Consider the following 16,948-nt stretch of genomic DNA (forward strand, 5'->3'; position numbering starts at 1 on the left):
GCAGAGAGGCCGTACACGGAGTCCGTGTACGGCCTCTTGCTTGGCTTCTCTGCGCCCTGTTCGCTCAGGGCGAACTCCCACCCGTCGGCGTGCCCCGGTTGCCCCACTTCACGTGCGGCCCGTCGAAGTGCACCGCATGCCGCGGCGGACGGGCCGCGGAGCCCAGCACGAAGACGTCCTCCGCACCGTCCAGTACGCCGCCCGACGGATCGTCGTCCCCGGCCCGGCGTACGACGTCCCGCTCGGGCATGAGGATGTCGCGTACGACCACGGCACACAGATAGAGCGTCCCCAACAGGTGGATGACGATGACGAGTTGATAGCCGTCGGTCGGCAGTCCTTTGTGGGCGTCGCCGCTGGTCGTGTACGCGAGGTACATCCAGATCCCGAGGAAGTACGCGACCTCGCACGCCTGCCAGATCAGGAAGTCCCGCCACTTGGGGCGCGCCAGCGCGGCGAGAGGGACCAGCCACAGCACGTACTGCGGGGAGTAGACCTTGTTGGTGAGGATGAAGGCCGCGACGATCAGGAAGGCGAGCTGGGCGAAGCGCGGCCGGCGTGGGGCGGTCAGCGCGAGCCCTGCGACGCCCACGCAGGAGAGCAGCATCAGCACCGTGGCGAGCGTGTTGACGGTGTCGGTGCTGAGAGGGCTCTGCATGCGTTGGGACAGGATGAGCCAGAAGGAGCCAAAATCGACGCCGCGCTCCTGGCTGAATGTGTAGAACTTCGACCAGCCCTCGGGAGCGAGCAGCATCACCGGGAGGTTGACGACCAGCCAGGCACCCGCCGCCCCGAACAGCCCGGTGCCGAACTCCCGCCACCTGCCCGCGCGCCAGCACAGCACGAGCAGCGGCCCCAGGAGCAGGACGGGATAAAGCTTGGCGGCCGTGGCAAGACCCAACAGAACACCGAAGGCGAGCGGGCGGCTCCGCGACCACATCAGCATCGCGGCGGCAGTCAGGGCGACGGCCAACAGGTCCCAGTTGATGGTGGCGGTGAGCGCGACGGCGGGTGCGAGGGCGACCAGCAGCCCGTCCCAGGGCCTCCGGCGGTGGGTGCGAGTCGCGCAGACAGCGATGACCGCCGCGCACACCATCAGCATCCCCGCGTTGACCATCCAGTAGATCTTTTCCTGGCCCTGGATGCTGCCGCTGCCCGGCGTCAGCCAGGAAGCGACTTCCATGAACACGCCGGTCAGCACCGGGTATTCGAGGTACTCCATGTCGCCGTTGAGCTTGTCGAAGTACGGCACGAGCCCGTCGGCGAAGCCGCGGCCCTGATAGAGGTGCGGAATGTCCGAGTAGCACGCGTGCGTGTACTGCGAGCTGGCCCCGAAGAACCAGGCGCCGTCGTAGCAGGGCAGCTTCTGCACCATGCCGAGGGCGAACATGCCGATCGCGACGAGCGCGACGACGCGTACAGGGGTCCACCAGGACATCCCGAGCAGCGCGCGCCGTCCGATGGGGCCGCCGATCAGCTCGCTGCCGGACGCGGCGACCGTGTCTTCCTTGGTCGGCCGTACCGGCTCCGGCTCGTGCTCACTCACTCGCTTCGTCTCTGCACTCGGCATGCTGCCCATCCTGCCGTACGTAACTGAGAGCGTGGTCGTCCTGCAGTCGGGGCCATGGCTTGTCGCCTGAGTGGAGGCCCTCGCCCATGTACGACAAGGGCCGCCGCACCCTGTCGGTGCGGCGGCCCTTGTTTCACGTGAAACTGTGTGTTTCACGTGAAACACACACGGTGACCACTACCCGGTGCCTCCGAAGAGGCCTCCGTTGCCGTTACCTCTGCTGTTGCCGGGTTCGGACTCCGTAGGCGAGGCGGTCACACCTCCGTCGGTTCCGCCGGTATCGGTTCCACCCGTGTCGGTTCCACCGTTGTTGTTGCATTCGATGTCGAACGGATCGCAGGTGTTGCTCGGCGAGGGCGAAGGACTGGTCGGGGTCTCGCTGGGCGTGGGGGTCGGCGTCGGGCTCTCCTCCACGTCAGGCTCGGGGGCCGACGGGGTCACGCTCGGGACCGGGACGTCGTTGACGACCTCACCAATGGGCTCGGGCGTCGGGAACTCCTCCTTGGGCTTGCCCTTGAGCGCGTCCTCCATGTAGTCGTGCCAGATCTCGGCCGGGAACGAGGCACCGTGGATCTTCGTCTGGCCACCCGTTCCGTACATCTCCAGGAACTCGCGCTTCTTGCTGCTCTCGTTGTCGTCCATGCGGTACATGGAGATCGCGGTGGAGAGCTGCGGGGTGTAGCCGCAGAACCAGGCGGACTTGTTGCCGTCGGTGGTACCGGTCTTGCCCGCCACCTCGCGGTCCGTGAGCTCTGCCGCGGTGCCGGTGCCGTCCTCCACGACGGTCTTCAGAACGTCGGTGACATTGTCGGCGACCTGAGGGGTGAAGGCCGTCTTGGTCTTGGCGACGTCCGCGTGCCTGAAGATCGTTCCGTCTTTGTCCTCGATCTCCTTGACCGAGTACGGATCATTCTGCTTGCCGCTGGCCGCGAAGGTGGCGTACGCCCCTGCCATACGGATCGCACTGGGGTCGGAGGTGCCGAGCGAGAAGGACGGGTAGTTGGCGCTGGCCAGGCTGGTCTTCAGGACGCCCGCGTTGAGCGCTGCCTCCCTGACCTTGTCCAGGCCCACGTCCATGCCGAGCTGCACGTAGGCGGAGTTCGCCGAGACCCTCATCGCCTCGCGGAGGTCGATCTGGTAGCTCGGCGCGTTGTAGGACTCACCACCGTCGTTTTTCTGCAGCCACTCCCTGCCCTTCTTGTCCTGCCAGACGTTGCCGTCGTACTCCTTGATCTTGAGCTTGTTCTTGCCGCTGTAGAGACTCTTCGGCGAGACGATTGTGCGCTCGTCCTGTGCCTGGATCTCGTCACCGTCGGGATCGCGCACGCCCCATGACATGGCGGACGCCAGCACGAACGGCTTGAACGTGGAACCGACCTGGGCACCGGTCTGGTCGGCGTTGTTGGTGAAGTGCTTCGTCGCGTCCTCGCCGCCGTAGATGGCCTTGATGGCGCCGTCTTCCGGATCGATGGACGCTCCGCCGAACTGGACGTACTTGTCCGTGTCGGGACGCTCCTTCGGCTTGATGTTGTCCTTCTGGACCTTCTTCACCGCGTCTTCGAGCTGATTGACCATCTTCTTGTCGAAGGTCGTCTGGATCGTGTAGCCGCCCTGCTGGAGGTCCTCGGCGGTGATCCCGGTCTTGTCGGAGTTGTTGACGATGTACGACTTGGCGAGGTCGACGAGATAGCCGGTCTGGCCGCTGAGCTGAGTGTTCGACCGCGGGCTCTGGGTCTTGGGGAACTCCTTGTACTTGGCCCGCTCCGAGGCCTGAAGATGGCCGTCCTTGACCATTTCGTCGAGGGTCCAGCTCCATCGCTCCGTGGCCCGCTTGCGGTTCGCTTCAGGAGTGGCGGCGGGGTCGATCGATTCCGAACCCGCCGGGTCGTAGTACGTGGCTCCCTTGAGCATCGCCGCCAGGAAGGCGCACTGGCTGGCGTCGAGGTCGCTGGCCTCCTTGTTGAAGTACGCGCGCGCGGCCGCCTGGATTCCGTAGGCGTTGCGTCCGTAGTAGGCGGTGTTCAGGTAGTTGGCCATGATCTCCTTCTTGTCGACCGTGGCGCCGACCTTGATGGAGATGAACAGCTCCTTGAACTTGCGCGTAACCGTCTGCGACTGGTCGTTCAGCAGCGCGTTCTTCACGTACTGCTGGGTGATGGTGGAGCCACCCTGCGTGTCGCCGCCCTTGGCCATGTTGAACAAGGCCCGTCCGATGCCCACGGGGTCCACGCCTCTGTCGGTCTCGAACGTCTTGTTCTCGGCCGACATGACGGCGTAGCGCATCTCCTCGGGGATCTGGGCGTAGCTGATGATCTGGCGGTTCGTCTCGCCGCCCGTGGCGACCATCGTGCTGCCGTCGGCCCATTTGTAGACGTTGTTCTGCGCCGACGCCGCCTGGGCGACGTTCGGGACGCCGACCATGGCGTACGCGATGCCCGCGACAACCATCAGGCTGCCGAAGAAGCCGATGAACGTACCCGTCACCAGCTTCCACGAGGGCACCCACCGTGCCGCGCCGTACTTGCCCGCGCGCGGATAGTCGATGATCCGCTTCTTGGGCGGCACGGCTCCACGGCCCCTGCCGCGGCCGGGCCCGCTCGGCCCGCCGGGGCGGGCGCCGCCACCGTGGCCGCCGCGCCCCGCGCCGTCGGCAGCTCTGCGCCGGCCGCCGCCACTGCTGCTTCTCTGTGCCGCCCGCCGGGCCTCGGCACGGCCACCGTACGGGCGCTCTTCACCCCCCGTGTCATAAGAGCCGGAGGGAGACCCGGTGGCGCCTCGCGGTGCCGCACGGCGGCCGGAGGACGAACCGGGCAGACCGCGTCGGGCCGCGGCACGTCCGCCGCCTTGCGGCTGCGGCGGTTTGCGACGGTGCTCGCTCATCGAACGATTACTCCTCGGGCAGGCGCACCCTTGCGCGCCTGGAAACGGCGGCTGGTTTCCGGTCCCCCCGAAGTACGGATGCGGTCGTTCTGTCATTCATCCGTACTGCACCGAGGACGAGGACGTCCCCAAACGTCACTTGGTTCCCGGTGGTGTGCATGGCGCACAGACTACGCACCGGCAAAACCTGCCGAGGGCCAAAGGTCACCCCAAAACAGGCAACTTGCTTCCTACGAATCGGTGATGTGACGCCGTTCACCATGCCCCCTCTTGTCGCACACGGATGGCCGTTCTATCGTGCTGATGTATCGAGTCGATACATCAGCTCGGCATAAAGTCCGTCACGGCAAGGCTGCTGCAGAGAGGAGGCGACGATGAGCCGGCGTTCCGGGATCCTCGAGTTCGCCGTACTCGGCCTGCTCCGCGAGTCCCCGATGCACGGCTACGAGCTGCGTAAACGGCTCAATACCTCACTGGGTGTGTTCCGTGCCTTCAGCTACGGGACGCTCTACCCCTGCCTCAAGACGCTGGTCGCCAACGGCTGGTTGATCGAGGAGTCGGGGGGTGCCCGCGATGAAGCACCTGCCGCTCCACTCGCAGGGCGCCGCGCCAAGATCGTCTATCGGTTGACGGCAGAAGGTAAGGAGCACTTTGAGGAGCTGCTCTCGCAGACGGGTCCCGACGCGTACGAGGACGAGCACTTCGCCGCTCGCTTCGCCTTCTTCGGGCAGACGTCGCGGGATGTACGGATGCGGGTCCTCGAAGGCCGCCGCAGTCGTCTTGAGGAGCGCCTGGAGAAGATGAGCGCCTCCCTGGCGCGCACCCGGGAGCGCCTCGACGACTACACCCTTGAGCTCCAGCGCCACGGAATGGAGTCCGTGGAGCGCGAAGTGCGCTGGCTGAACGAGCTCATCGAAAGCGAGCGAGCCGGACGGGACCAGCGGCGTCCCGCCTCCGAAGGCTCCGCTCAGCAGGACAGCACATCTGGAGAGTCGGGCGGCCTGCCCCGGCACGGGGACAACCCCGGGCCGGATCCGTCCGACGACACCGCCACGTGAAGTCCGCTCAGGGCTTCACCGAAACACACAGGGAGCAACCGGAATGGGTTCGGTTCGCGTAGCCATCGTCGGCGTGGGCAACTGCGCCGCCTCGCTGGTCCAGGGCGTCGAGTACTACAAGGACGCCGACCCGGCCGCCAAGGTGCCGGGTCTGATGCACGTCCAGTTCGGCGACTACCACGTCCGTGACGTCGAGTTCGTGGCCGCCTTCGACGTCGACGCGAAGAAGGTCGGCCTCGACCTCGCGGACGCCATCGGCGCCAGCGAGAACAACACCATCAAGATCTGCGACGTCCCGAACTCCGGTGTGCCGGTCCAGCGCGGCCACACCCTGGACGGTCTCGGCAAGTACTACCGCGAGACCATCGAGGAGTCCGCCGAAGCCCCGGTCGACGTCGTCCAGGTTCTCAAGGACCAGCAGGTCGACGTCCTCGTCTGCTACCTGCCGGTCGGCTCCGAGGACGCGGCGAAGTTCTACGCCCAGTGCGCCATCGACGCCAAGGTCGCCTTCGTCAACGCCCTTCCGGTCTTCATCGCCGGCACGAAGGAGTGGGCGGACAAGTTCACCGAGGCCGGCGTCCCGATCGTCGGTGACGACATCAAGTCGCAGGTCGGCGCCACGATCACGCACCGTGTCATGGCGAAGCTGTTCGAGGACCGGGGCGTCGTCCTGGACCGCACGATGCAGCTGAACGTCGGCGGCAACATGGACTTCAAGAACATGCTGGAGCGCGACCGCCTGGAGTCCAAGAAGATCTCCAAGACGCAGGCCGTCACCTCCCAGATCCGCGACCGCGACATGGGCGCGGACAACGTCCACATCGGCCCGTCCGACTACGTGGCCTGGCTGGACGACCGCAAGTGGGCGTACGTCCGTCTCGAGGGCCGCGCCTTCGGTGACGTCCCGCTGAACCTGGAGTACAAGCTCGAGGTCTGGGACTCCCCGAACTCGGCCGGTGTCATCATCGACGCCCTGCGCGCCGCGAAGATCGCCAAGGACCGCGGCATCGGCGGCCCGATCCTCTCGGCGTCGAGCTACTTCATGAAGTCCCCGCCGGTCCAGTACTTCGACGACGAGGCCCGCGAGAACGTCGAGAAGTTCATCAGCGGCGAGGTCGAGCGCTGAGCGCTTGGTTCCACGGGCTGTTGAGGGGTCCCCGGGTCGTGCGCCCGGGGACCCTCTCTGTATGTGAGGCTGTGCCGCATGGCTGTCGTGCGTGACCTGCGCGTACTCCTGCGCTTCCGGGACTTCCGGCGTCTGCTCGCCGTACGGCTGTTGTCCCAGGGCGCCGACGGGGTCTACCAGGTCGCGCTCGCCACGTATGTCGTCTTCTCGCCGGAGAGGCAGACCTCGCCGACCGCGATCGCCTCGGCGATGGCGGTCCTCCTCCTCCCGTACTCACTCGTCGGCCCCTTCGCGGGCGTGCTGCTGGACCGCTGGCGACGCCGCCAGGTCTTTCTGTACGGGAACCTCCTGCGGGCGCTGCTTGCCTCCCTGACGGCCCTCCTGATCCTGAGCAGCGTGCCGGACTGGCTGTTCTATGCCTCCGCGTTGTGCGTCACGGGGGTCAACCGGTTCGTCCTGGCGGGCCTGTCCGCGGCGTTGCCCCGCGTCGTCGACTCCGAGCGCCTGGTGATGGCCAACTCCCTGTCGCCCACCGCCGGGACGCTCGCCGCGACCGCGGGCGGCGGCCTCGCCTTCGTCGTACGTCTGGTCGTCTCGGACTCCGATGCCGCCGTCGTCCTCGTCGGAGCGGTGCTCTACCTGTGCGCGGCGCTCGCCTCGCTGGGGATCGCACGGGAACTGCTCGGTCCCGACCCGGAGTTGGTTCAGCCGCATGTGAAGTCGGCCCTGGCGGGTACGGCACGGGGCCTGGTGGAGGGCGCACGCCATCTGGCCGAGCCCGCACGCCGCGAGGCCGCCTGGGCGCTGACCGCGATGACGCTGATGCGGTTCTGTTTCGGCGCCCTGACGGTCATGGTGCTGATGCTGTGCCGCTACGCCTGGTCCTCCGGCTCCGATGAGGACGGCCTCGCTCTGCTGGGGCTGGCCGTGGGGATCTCCGGGGCAGGCTTCTTCGCCGCGGCGGTGGTGACTCCGGCGGCGGCCAGGAGGCTCGGGCCCGGCGGTTGGATCGTCGCCTGTGCCGGCTCCGCCGCGGTCCTGGAACCCGCCCTCGGTCTGCCGTTCGCCGAAGTGTCCATACTGATCGCGGCCTTCGTACTCGGCCTCACCACACAGGGGGCGAAGATCGCCACCGACACGGTGGTCCAGTCGTCCGTCGACGACGGCTTCCGCGGCCGGATCTTCTCGGTGTACGACGTCCTGTTCAACGTCGCCTTCGTCGGCGCCGCCGGAGTTGCCGCCCTGATGCTGCCTCCTGACGGCCGTTCAGTACCGCTGGTGGTCACGGTGGCCGTTATCTACGCGGCGATTGCTGCGGCTATGGCCCGCTTTGAACTTCGGCGAGTGTCACATCAGTGACACAGAGGGTCCCCTGGTGTACTGAGTTGTCAGTGAGGGCCGATAGCTTATGTGGGTCTTATTTCGCGCTACGCGCTCCTACGTTCTAGGGGGACCCTCAAGTGACAACTCCGCCGCCGCCCCAGGGCCAGAACCCATACGCTCAGGGGCAGCCGCCTCAGGGCCAGAACCCGTTCGCTCAGGGCCAGACGGCGCCTCAGGGCTACCCGCAGCAGCCCGGCCAGCCCGGCTTCCCGCAGCAGCCGGCCGGGCCGTACGCCCCGGTCCCGCCCCAGCAGCGGAAGCGCGGCGTCAAGTTCTACCTGCGCATCGGGATCGTCGTTGCCGCCCTGATCGCCGCGGGCATCGGCTATGTGGCAAGCCAGGACGACGCAGCCGCAGCCAAGGTCGGCGACTGCATGAGCATCGGCAACCCGGACAGCGCCACCAACCCGGAGCTCGAGGTTGTGGACTGCAGCAACTCCAAGGCCGCGTACAAGGTCGAGCAGAAGAAGAGCGACGACTCCGGCTGTGACCGCACCAAGTACGCCGAGTACACCGAGACCGGTGGCAGCAGCGACTTCACCCTCTGCCTGTCGGAGTACTCCTCCAAGTAGAGATTCAGCTGACGCGCGAGGGCCGTTGTTTCACGTGAAACAACGGCCCTCGGCGTTTTCGGATCCAGCGGCGGCGCGGTCATGTTTCACGTGAAACATGACCGCGCCGCACACAGTCAGCTCTGCGCAGCCCACCACTCCTTGAGCGCCGACACCGCCGCATCGTGCTCCATCGGCCCGTTCTCCAAGCGCAATTCCAGCAGGAATTTGTACGCCTGGCCGATGACCGGCCCTGGGCCGACGCCGAGGATCTCCATGATCTGGTTGCCGTCGAGGTCGGGCCGGATGGCGTTCAGCTCCTCCTGCTCCTGGAGCTGGGCGATGCGCTCCTCCAGACCGTCGTACGCGCGGGAGAGAGCGGCAGCCTTGCGCTTATTGCGGGTGGTGCAGTCGGAACGGGTCAGCTTGTGGAGGCGGTCGAGGAGCGGACCCGCATCGCGTACGTAGCGGCGGACCGCGGAGTCCGTCCACTCGCCGGTGCCGTAACCGTGGAAGCGCAGATGCAGCTCGACCAGGCGTGCGACGTCCTTCACGAGCTCGTTGGAGTACTTGAGGGCCATCATGCGCTTCTTGGTCATCTTGGCGCCCACCACCTCGTGGTGATGGAAGGAGACCCGGCCGTCCTTCTCGAAGCGACGCGTGCGCGGCTTGCCGATGTCGTGCAGCAGCGCGGCAAGACGGAGGGTGAGGTCGGGGCCGTTCTCCTCCAACGCCATCGCCTGTTCGAGCACGATCAGGGAGTGGTCGTAGACGTCCTTGTGCCGGTGGTGCTCGTCGCGCTCCAGACGCAGCGCGGGCAGCTCAGGCAGCACGTGCCCGGCGAGCCCGGTATCGACGAGCAGCGTCAGCCCTTTGCGCGGGTGCGAGGAGAGGATGAGCTTGTTCAGCTCGTCCCGGACACGCTCGGCGGAGACGATCTCGATGCGCTCGGCCATGGCCGTCATCGCGGCGACGACGTCCGGCGCCACCTCGAAGTCGAGCTGCGCGGCGAAGCGAGCGGCCCGCATCATCCGCAGCGGGTCGTCGGAGAAGGACGCCTCGGGCGTGCCCGGCGTCCGCAGCGCGCACTCCGCGAGGTCCCGTAGTCCGCCGTGGGGGTCGATGAACTCCTTCTCCGGCAGTGCCACGGCCATCGCGTTGACCGTGAAATCACGGCGTACGAGGTCATCCTCGATGGAGTCGCCGTACGACACCTCGGGCTTGCGCGAGGTCCGGTCGTACGCCTCCGAGCGGTACGTCGTCACCTCGATCTCAAAGCGCTGCACAGCGTCTCCGACGCGGGCGTCCTTCTGTGCCCCGACCGTCCCGAAGGCGATCCCGACTTCCCAGACGGCATCCGCCCAGGGCCGCACGATCTTCAGTACGTCCTCGGGGCGGGCGTCGGTCGTGAAGTCCAGGTCGTTTCCGAGTCGGCCCAGGAGGGCGTCCCGGACCGAGCCGCCGACCAGGGCGAGAGAGAACCCGGCCTCCTGGAAACGACGGGCGAGATCGTCGGCGACGGGGGACACCCGCAGCAGTTCGCTCACCGCGCGGTGCTGCACCTGGCTCAGTGCACTGGGATTGTCTTCGTTGGCGTTCGGCACAACAGAAAAGGGTACGTGGCGCGGACGACCGCGGGCGCCTCCATTGAGCGGGCACACGTGCACAGGTGCATCCCTCATGCTTGATGGGGGCGCCTCCATTAATACGGGCACATAGGGGACAGCCGGGCCCTGCCCTCCGATCTTGTGGGGCGGACCGCGGCACTTCCCCTCAGCGCGCATCGTTACCATGCGTGGACGCACATTGCGACGACCACTGACGACGACGAGGGACGGGCGAGCGCGTGGCCGAGGCGGCAGACTTCCAGGGGACGAGTCCCTCACCTGCCCGCCGGTGGCTTCGGCGCACCGGAGCACTGCTCGCCGGGGTGCCTCTGCTGGCCGGCCTTCTCCAGCTGCCCGCCTCGCCCACCGCAGACGCAGCCGAGCCCACCGCCGTGACCGCGGCCACCGGCTCCAAGACCGTCGATGTCTCCCTGAACTCACTCAGCCCCAGCATCCCCTCGGACGAGGACACGCTCACCGTCTCCGGCACGATCACCAACAAGGGCAAACAGGCGGTCACGGACGCCCATGTCGGTCTGCGCGTGGGCCCGACGATGAACGGCCGCTCGTCGATCGACACCGCAGCGAAGAACAACGCGTACGCGGGCACGGAAGTCGGCGGCAAGTACATCGACGAGTTCTCAAAGCTGGCGCCGGGCATCTCGCAGACCTTCAGCATCTCCGTTCCCGTCGACAGGCTGGACCTCGGAGCCGACGGCGTCTATCAGCTCGGGGTCACGCTCGCCGGACAGACCGCAGCCCAGCCGTACGAGCGGATTCTCGGCATCGAGCGGACATTCCTGCCCTGGCAGCCCGACGCGACGGACACGAAGACCGGGACGACATATCTCTGGCCGCTGATCTCCACCTCCCATGTGACGGCCGAGACGGGTTCGAACGAGCAGCAGACCCCCGTCTTCAAGGACGACGATCTGGCCGCGGAGCTCTCGCCGGGCGGACGCCTGCAGCAGCTCCTCACGCTCGGCAAGGAGCTCGACGTCACGTGGGTCATCGATCCGGACCTCTTGGCCTCCGTGGACGCGATGACGCGCAGCTACCAGGTCCAGCGCGACGCCGACACCACCACGGCGGGCACGCACCAGGCGGTCGCCAAGCAGTGGCTCGCCGAGCTGGAGGAGGCGGTCGAGGGCAAGGAGGTCGTCGCCCTCCCCTTCGCCGACCCGGACCTGGCATCGCTGGCCCATCAGGGCAAGAAGGTCATCGGCTCGCTGAGCCACCTCAAGGACGCCACGGACGTGGCCGCCATCACCGTGGAGTCGATTCTCCACGTGACGCCCAGCACGGACTACGCCTGGCCCGCGAACGGTGCGATCGACCCGTCGATCGTCAAGGTCGCCACCTCCGCCGGCGCCGACAAGGTGATCTCCCGCAGCGACAGCCTGGAGGAGACCGGCGGCCTGCCGTACACGCCCAGTGCGGCCCGCCCCATCGGCGGCGGCACCACGGCGGTGGTCGCGGACGCCCGCCTGTCCAAGGCGTTCCAGGGCGACATGGCGGTGGCAGGCAACTCCACGCTCGCCGTTCAGGAGTTCCTCGCCCAGACCCTGATGATCACTTTGCAGCAGCCGGAGAAGCAGCGCAGCATCGTGGTCGCCCCGCAGCGCATGCCGTCCGCGAGCCAGGCCCAGGCGATGGCAGAGGCACTCACGGCCCTCCAGAGCGGGAACTGGTCGCAGCCGGCGGACCTGTCCGCGGCCACCAAGGCCAAGCCGGACCCCGGCGCCACCACGCGGGTCCCGGCCCCGCACTCGTACCCCTCCTCGCTGCGCGATCAGGAACTGCCGAGGTCCACCTTCGAGCGGATCAAGACCACGCAGCAGAAACTCGACAAATTCCGGGTGATCCTCACCGACGAGTCCCGCGTGGTCACTCCCTTCGGGCGTGCCATGAACCGGGCGATGTCCACGTCCTGGCGCGGCCACGAGGCCGACGCGATCGTGTACCGCAGCGGTGTGGAGACGTATATCGACGAGCTCCTCAAGCAGGTCGCGCTGATCAAGAAGTCCGAGGCGAAGCTGTCGGGCCGCAGCGCCACGATCCCCGTCACCGTGCAGAACAACCTCGTCCAGGGCGTCGACAACTTGGTGCTGCGTCTGACGTCGAAGCAGCCGACCCGCCTGCGCATCGGTGATCGTGCCTTCACCGAGCAGCCGGTCGAGGTGTCGGGCGGGCACAGCCAGTCGGTGAAGTTCACCGCCAACGGCCGGGCCAACGGCCGGGCATCAGTGGTCGCCCAGCTCTACACCGAGGACGGCCAGAAGTACGGCCCTGCCATCGAGTTCGACGTGAACGTCACCGAGATCACCCCCACGGTGATGCTCGTCATCGCCGGTGGCGTCCTGCTGCTCGTACTCGCCGGCTTCCGGATGTACACGCAGCGCAAGCGCGCGGCCGCCCGGCAGGCCGACGAGGGGCTCGACGACGGCCTTGAGGACGACGCCGAGGACGGCCCCGAAGAGGCGTTCCACGCGGATTCGAGGACGGCGTCCCGAGCAGAATCGAGGGCAGACGACCCGGAGCAGCCGAGTGACCCTTCACCGGACACCGCACCGGAAAGCACCGACCCGTCCGACGCGGGTGAGAGAGTGGACCGTTGAGCGATGTCGTGGCCGGTGGGCCCGGGGACGATGAGGTGGGGTAACCATGAACGCGCCGTACGACGGTGACCGCGGCCAGGGGGCGGGCAGCTCCGGCTACCCCGACGGCCCTCCGCCGCAGGGATCGCCGGAGCCCGGCCAGGTGCCGCCACAGCCCCCCGCGGACATGTACGTCCAGGACGCCTACGACCAGGACCCCTACCGGGCACAGGATCTGACCGCCCAGGATCCGGTCGGCGAGGCGCTCTACGACCGTGCCGTGCATCCCCCACCACCGCCTGGCACGTACCCGCCGCAACAGCCGCTCTACGCCCAGCCGCCCCAGTCGCCGTATGCCCCCGACCCACGCGTGTGGGCGCAGACCCCGGCGCCCGAGCCGGAGGGCCTGACGCAGCATCTTCCCTACGGCGACGACGCCCGAACGACCCAGTTCGTCGGCGTGGACGACCTGGTCACCCAGGCGGGCGAGGAACGCCAGGAGCCGGACGCCTTCGCGTATCTCTTCCGTGACCAGGAGCAGGGCGGCACGTACCCACCCGCGGGCCCGCCCGGTGTGCCGTCACCCGCGCCCGAGTCGGTTCCGGCTCCCGCGCAGCCCCCGCCGCCTGCGCCGGCGTCCACACCCGCGCACGCGCACACGCCGAAGAAATCCGGGGGCCGCGCGTCTGGTCTGCTGAAGTCGAGCGCGGTGATGGCGGCGGGCACGATGGTGTCCCGTCTCACCGGCTTCATCCGATCCGCGCTGATCGTCGCGGCACTGGGCACCGCTCTCCTGGGCGACACCTTCCAGGTCACCTACCAGCTGCCGACGATGATCTACATCCTGACGGTCGGAGGCGGCCTCAACTCCGTCTTCGTACCGCAGCTCGTGCGCGCGATGAAGGAGGACGACGACGGCGGTGAGGCCTACGCGAACCGTCTGCTGACCCTCGTCATGGTGGCGCTCGGCGCGCTGACCGTCCTCGCGATGTTCGCCGCACCGCTCCTGGTCCGCATGCTGTCGAACCCCGTCGCCACCGACCCCGCGGCCAACGAGGTCGGCATCACCTTCACCCGGTACTTCCTGCCCTCGATCTTCTTCATGGGCATCCACGTGGTGATGGGACAGATCCTCAACGCCCGCGGCAAGTTCGGCGCGATGATGTGGACTCCCGTCCTCAACAACATCGTCATCATCGTGACGCTCGGCATGTTCCTCTGGGTCTACGGCACCTCGGCGAACTCCGGGATGGCTGTCGGGAACATTCCGCCGGAGGGCCAGCGGCTGCTCGGTATCGGTATCCTGCTCGGCCTCGTCGTCCAGGCCCTCGCGATGATCCCGTACCTGCGCGAGACCGGCTTCCGGCTGCGGCTGCGCTTCGACTGGAAGGGCCACGGCCTGGGCAAGGCAGCGATGCTCGCCAAGTGGACGATCCTGTTCGTCCTCGCGAACCAGGCGGGCGCCCTCGTCGTCACCCAGCTGGCCACCGCGGCGGTCACGGACACGGGGACCGCCGGTACCGGCTTCAGCGCCTACGCCAACGCCCAGCTGATCTGGATGCTCCCGCAGGCCATCATCACGGTCTCCCTGATGGCCGCCCTGCTGCCCAGACTCTCGCGCTCGGCAGCCGAGGACGACGCGGGCGCCGTCCGCGACGACATCTCTCAGGGCCTGCGCACCACGGCCGTCGCGATCGTGCCCATCTCGTTCGGCTTCGTCGCACTCGGCATCCCGATGTGCACGCTGATCTTCGGATCCTCCGGCATCGACTCGGCGACGAAGATGGGTTACATGCTGATGGCCTTCGGCCTCGGCCTCATCCCGTACTCCGTGCAGTACGTCGTGCTGCGCGCCTTCTACGCGTACGAGGACACCCGGACGCCCTTCTACAACACGGTCATTGTGGCCGCCATGAACGCCGGCGCCGCGGCACTCTGCTATGTCCTGCTGCCGTCCCGTTGGGCCGTGGCGGGCATGGCCGCCTCCTACGGTCTCGCGTACGCGATCGGCGTGGGCGTGGCCTGGCAGCGGCTGCGCAGGCGGCTGGGCGGCGACCTGGACGGGGCTCGTGTCCTGCGTACGTACGCCCGCCTCGGCATCGCGTCGGTACCGGCGACGCTGCTCGCCGCCGCGGTCTGCTACGGAATCACTCAGGTGCTGGGACAGGGTGTCCTCGGCTCCCTCGCCGCCATCCTCGGCGGAGGCATCGCCCTGCTCGGCGTCTTCTTCGTCGCGGCCCGGCGTATGCGCATCGAAGAACTGAATGGAATGGTCGGCATGGTCCGCGGGCGCCTCGGGCGCTGAGTCGGGAGCACGCGCACAACCATCGTCCGCGACCGCGTGTCGTGCATAGCGGCGGACTGTGGGCACAATTGGCTTTGGCGTCGGACAGCGGGCAATGGATGGGGAGGCAGGAACGACGGTGGCGGAACGGAGCACGGCTGCCGTCGACGTGGCAGACAACAGCGGTGACGAACCGCTGACCGCCAAGGCGGACCAGTCCACGGCCGACGGGGTGGCCCAGAACCGGGAGCGGGACACGGAGAGCTCGGAGAGCGAAGAGGCACAGGGGAGCGGCGGGGACGAGAGCCCCGGCAAGACCTCACCACCCGAGTTGCACAGCGGTCACAAGCTCGCCAGACGCTACCGACTCGAAGAGTGCGTCACCCGTCTGGACGGTTTCAGCAGTTGGCGTGCCGTGGACGAGAAGCTGCGCCGAGCCGTCGGCGTGCATCTGCTGCCCGCCGACCATCCGCGAGCGCGCTCCGTCCTGGCAGCGGCCCGCTCCGCCGCCCTCCTGGGCGATCCCCGCTTCGTCCAAGTGCTGGACGCGGTTGAGGAGAACGACCTCGTCTACGTGGTCCACGAGTGGCTGCCGGACTCCACGGAGCTGACGACGCTTCTGGCCTCCAGCCCGCTGGAGGTGCACGAGGCGTATCAGATGGTCAGTCAGGTCTCCCAGGCGATGGCGGCCGCGCACCGCGAAGGGCTGGCGCATCTGCGGCTGACTCCGGGTGCCGTGCTGCGCTCCTCGTCCGGCCAGTGGCGCATCCGTGGGCTCGCCGTGAACGCCGCGCTGCGCGGAATCAGTTCCGACACCCCGCAGCGCACGGACACGGAGGCGATCGGCGCGCTGTTGTACGCCGCCCTCACCCAGCGCTGGCCGTACGAGAACGACGCGTACGGACTCTCCGGGCTGCCCAAGGGCGTCGGGCTCATCGCGCCCGACCAGGTGCGGGCCGGAGTGCACCGCGGTCTGGCGGAACTCGCGATGCGCGCGCTCGTCAACGACGGCGCGACCGCGTCCCGCCAGGAACCGCCGTGCACCACTCCCGAGGAGCTGGTGAAGGCGATCGGCGAGATGCCACGCATCCGCCCGCCGGAGCCCGCGTTCACCGCGCCGCCGGACTACCAGCGCACCACGTATCAGCAGGGCAGCTACGGGCGTCAGACACCGCGGCCCGGCGCCACACAGCCGGTGCCGACGCCTCCGGCCCCGCTGCAGAGCCGTACCGGCAAGGCCCTCAAGTGGGGTGTGTCCGCGTTGCTCATCGCCGCGCTGGGCCTCGGCAGTTGGCAGTTGGCGGACGCCCTCATGGAGCGCGGGAACTCCGACGACACCAACAAGACGCAGACCACGGACGACAACGACAAGGGCAGCGAGAACACCAAGCCGACGAAGCCGATCGCCATTCAGGGCGCTCAGGAGTACATCGCGAAGGGCGAGGCTCAGGCACCGGAAGACGTGGCCAAAACGTACGACGGTGACAGCTCGACGTACTGGCGGACCAACAGCTTCATAGACGGTCCCGATATGAACCCCGCCTTCAAGCCTGGCGTCGGCATCGTCTACGACCTCGGTTCGGACCGGGAGATCTCGACCGCTTCAGTGGGGCTCCGATACGGCGGTGACCACACGACGATCACTCTGTACGCGGCGGACTCGCTGAGTTCCTCGACCTCACTGAGCTCGATGCAGAAGCTCGGGACGGTGAAGACGAGCGGCACCACCGCGAAGGTGACGATCGACAAGACCGTGAAGAGCCAGTACGTCCTCGTGTGGCTCACGGCGCTGCCGCAGGCCCCGGCCGACCAGTACAGCCAGGCCGGATACAAGCAGGCGATCACCGACGTAAAGTTCACGGACTGACAGCTCACCGAGGGGGGAGGGAGTC

General features: G+C 67.7%; 10 protein-coding genes. 7 read left to right on the forward strand and 3 right to left on the reverse strand.

What is annotated here, in order from left to right:
• Positions 1–64 precede the first annotated feature (64 nt).
• Positions 65–1,579 (reverse strand): glycosyltransferase family 87 protein, encoded by a 1,515-nt coding sequence (locus G5C60_RS14675; RefSeq protein WP_165259053.1) that lies wholly within the window; start codon positions 1,577–1,579, stop codon positions 65–67.
• A 168-nt stretch (positions 1,580–1,747) separates the two neighbouring features.
• Positions 1,748–4,450, reverse strand: coding sequence for a transglycosylase domain-containing protein (locus G5C60_RS14680; protein ID WP_165259056.1), 2,703 nt, complete (start codon positions 4,448–4,450; stop codon positions 1,748–1,750).
• Between the two features lie 374 nt (positions 4,451–4,824).
• Between G5C60_RS14680 and G5C60_RS14685 the strand changes: the two genes are divergently transcribed.
• The 4 genes from G5C60_RS14685 (at position 4,825) to G5C60_RS14700 (ending at position 8,589) form a co-directional block, all read left to right on the forward strand.
• Positions 4,825–5,508, forward strand: a complete 684-nt coding sequence (locus G5C60_RS14685) for a PadR family transcriptional regulator (RefSeq protein WP_165259058.1) — start codon at positions 4,825–4,827, stop codon at positions 5,506–5,508.
• 43 nt (positions 5,509–5,551) lie between these two features.
• Complete coding sequence (locus G5C60_RS14690) at positions 5,552–6,634, forward strand: inositol-3-phosphate synthase (protein WP_165259061.1); 1,083 nt, start codon at positions 5,552–5,554, stop codon at positions 6,632–6,634.
• Between the two features lie 78 nt (positions 6,635–6,712).
• The gene (locus G5C60_RS14695; protein WP_165259064.1) at positions 6,713–7,993 is read left to right on the forward strand and encodes an MFS transporter; all 1,281 of its coding nucleotides are present in this window, start codon (positions 6,713–6,715) and stop codon (positions 7,991–7,993) included.
• Positions 7,994–8,094: 101 nt separating this feature from the next.
• Positions 8,095–8,589 carry an LppU/SCO3897 family protein gene (locus tag G5C60_RS14700; RefSeq protein ID WP_165259068.1) on the forward strand — a complete coding sequence of 165 codons (495 nt, stop codon included), beginning with the start codon at positions 8,095–8,097 and terminating at the stop codon, positions 8,587–8,589.
• A 116-nt stretch (positions 8,590–8,705) separates the two neighbouring features.
• On the opposite strand, the gene G5C60_RS14705 is transcribed toward G5C60_RS14700, so the two are convergent.
• Positions 8,706–10,172: a CCA tRNA nucleotidyltransferase gene (locus tag G5C60_RS14705; RefSeq protein WP_165259071.1), complete on the reverse strand. Its 1,467-nt coding sequence runs from the start codon at positions 10,170–10,172 to the stop codon at positions 8,706–8,708.
• 242 nt (positions 10,173–10,414) lie between these two features.
• Between G5C60_RS14705 and G5C60_RS14710 the strand changes: the two genes are divergently transcribed.
• From G5C60_RS14710 to G5C60_RS14720, 3 genes are all read left to right on the forward strand, one after another.
• On the forward strand, positions 10,415–12,793 hold the full coding sequence (locus G5C60_RS14710) for a DUF6049 family protein (RefSeq protein WP_165259085.1): 2,379 nt from the start codon (positions 10,415–10,417) through the stop codon (positions 12,791–12,793).
• Positions 12,794–12,839: 46 nt separating this feature from the next.
• Positions 12,840–15,077, forward strand: coding sequence for a murein biosynthesis integral membrane protein MurJ (gene murJ / locus G5C60_RS14715; protein ID WP_165259087.1), 2,238 nt, complete (start codon positions 12,840–12,842; stop codon positions 15,075–15,077).
• A gap of 118 nt (positions 15,078–15,195) precedes the next feature.
• A complete protein-coding gene (locus G5C60_RS14720; RefSeq protein WP_165259089.1) occupies positions 15,196–16,923 on the forward strand; it encodes a protein kinase family protein in 1,728 nt (575 codons plus the stop codon).
• The last annotated feature ends 25 nt before the right edge of the window (positions 16,924–16,948 follow it).

The organism is Streptomyces scabichelini, from assembly GCF_011045015.1.
GTDB classification, from domain to species: domain Bacteria; phylum Actinomycetota; class Actinomycetes; order Streptomycetales; family Streptomycetaceae; genus Streptomyces; species Streptomyces scabichelini.

Coding starts and splice junctions, on each gene's coding strand:
- G5C60_RS14685 (WP_165259058.1), top strand. CDS start 4,825: ATGAGCCGGCGTTCCGGGATCCTCGAGTTCGCCGTACTCGGCCTGCTC.
- G5C60_RS14675 (WP_165259053.1), bottom strand. CDS start 1,579: ATGGGCAGCATGCCGAGTGCAGAGACGAAGCGAGTGAGTGAGCACGAG.
- murJ (WP_165259087.1), top strand. CDS start 12,840: ATGAACGCGCCGTACGACGGTGACCGCGGCCAGGGGGCGGGCAGCTCC.
- G5C60_RS14680 (WP_165259056.1), bottom strand. CDS start 4,450: ATGAGCGAGCACCGTCGCAAACCGCCGCAGCCGCAAGGCGGCGGACGT.
- G5C60_RS14695 (WP_165259064.1), top strand. CDS start 6,713: ATGGCTGTCGTGCGTGACCTGCGCGTACTCCTGCGCTTCCGGGACTTC.
- G5C60_RS14690 (WP_165259061.1), top strand. CDS start 5,552: ATGGGTTCGGTTCGCGTAGCCATCGTCGGCGTGGGCAACTGCGCCGCC.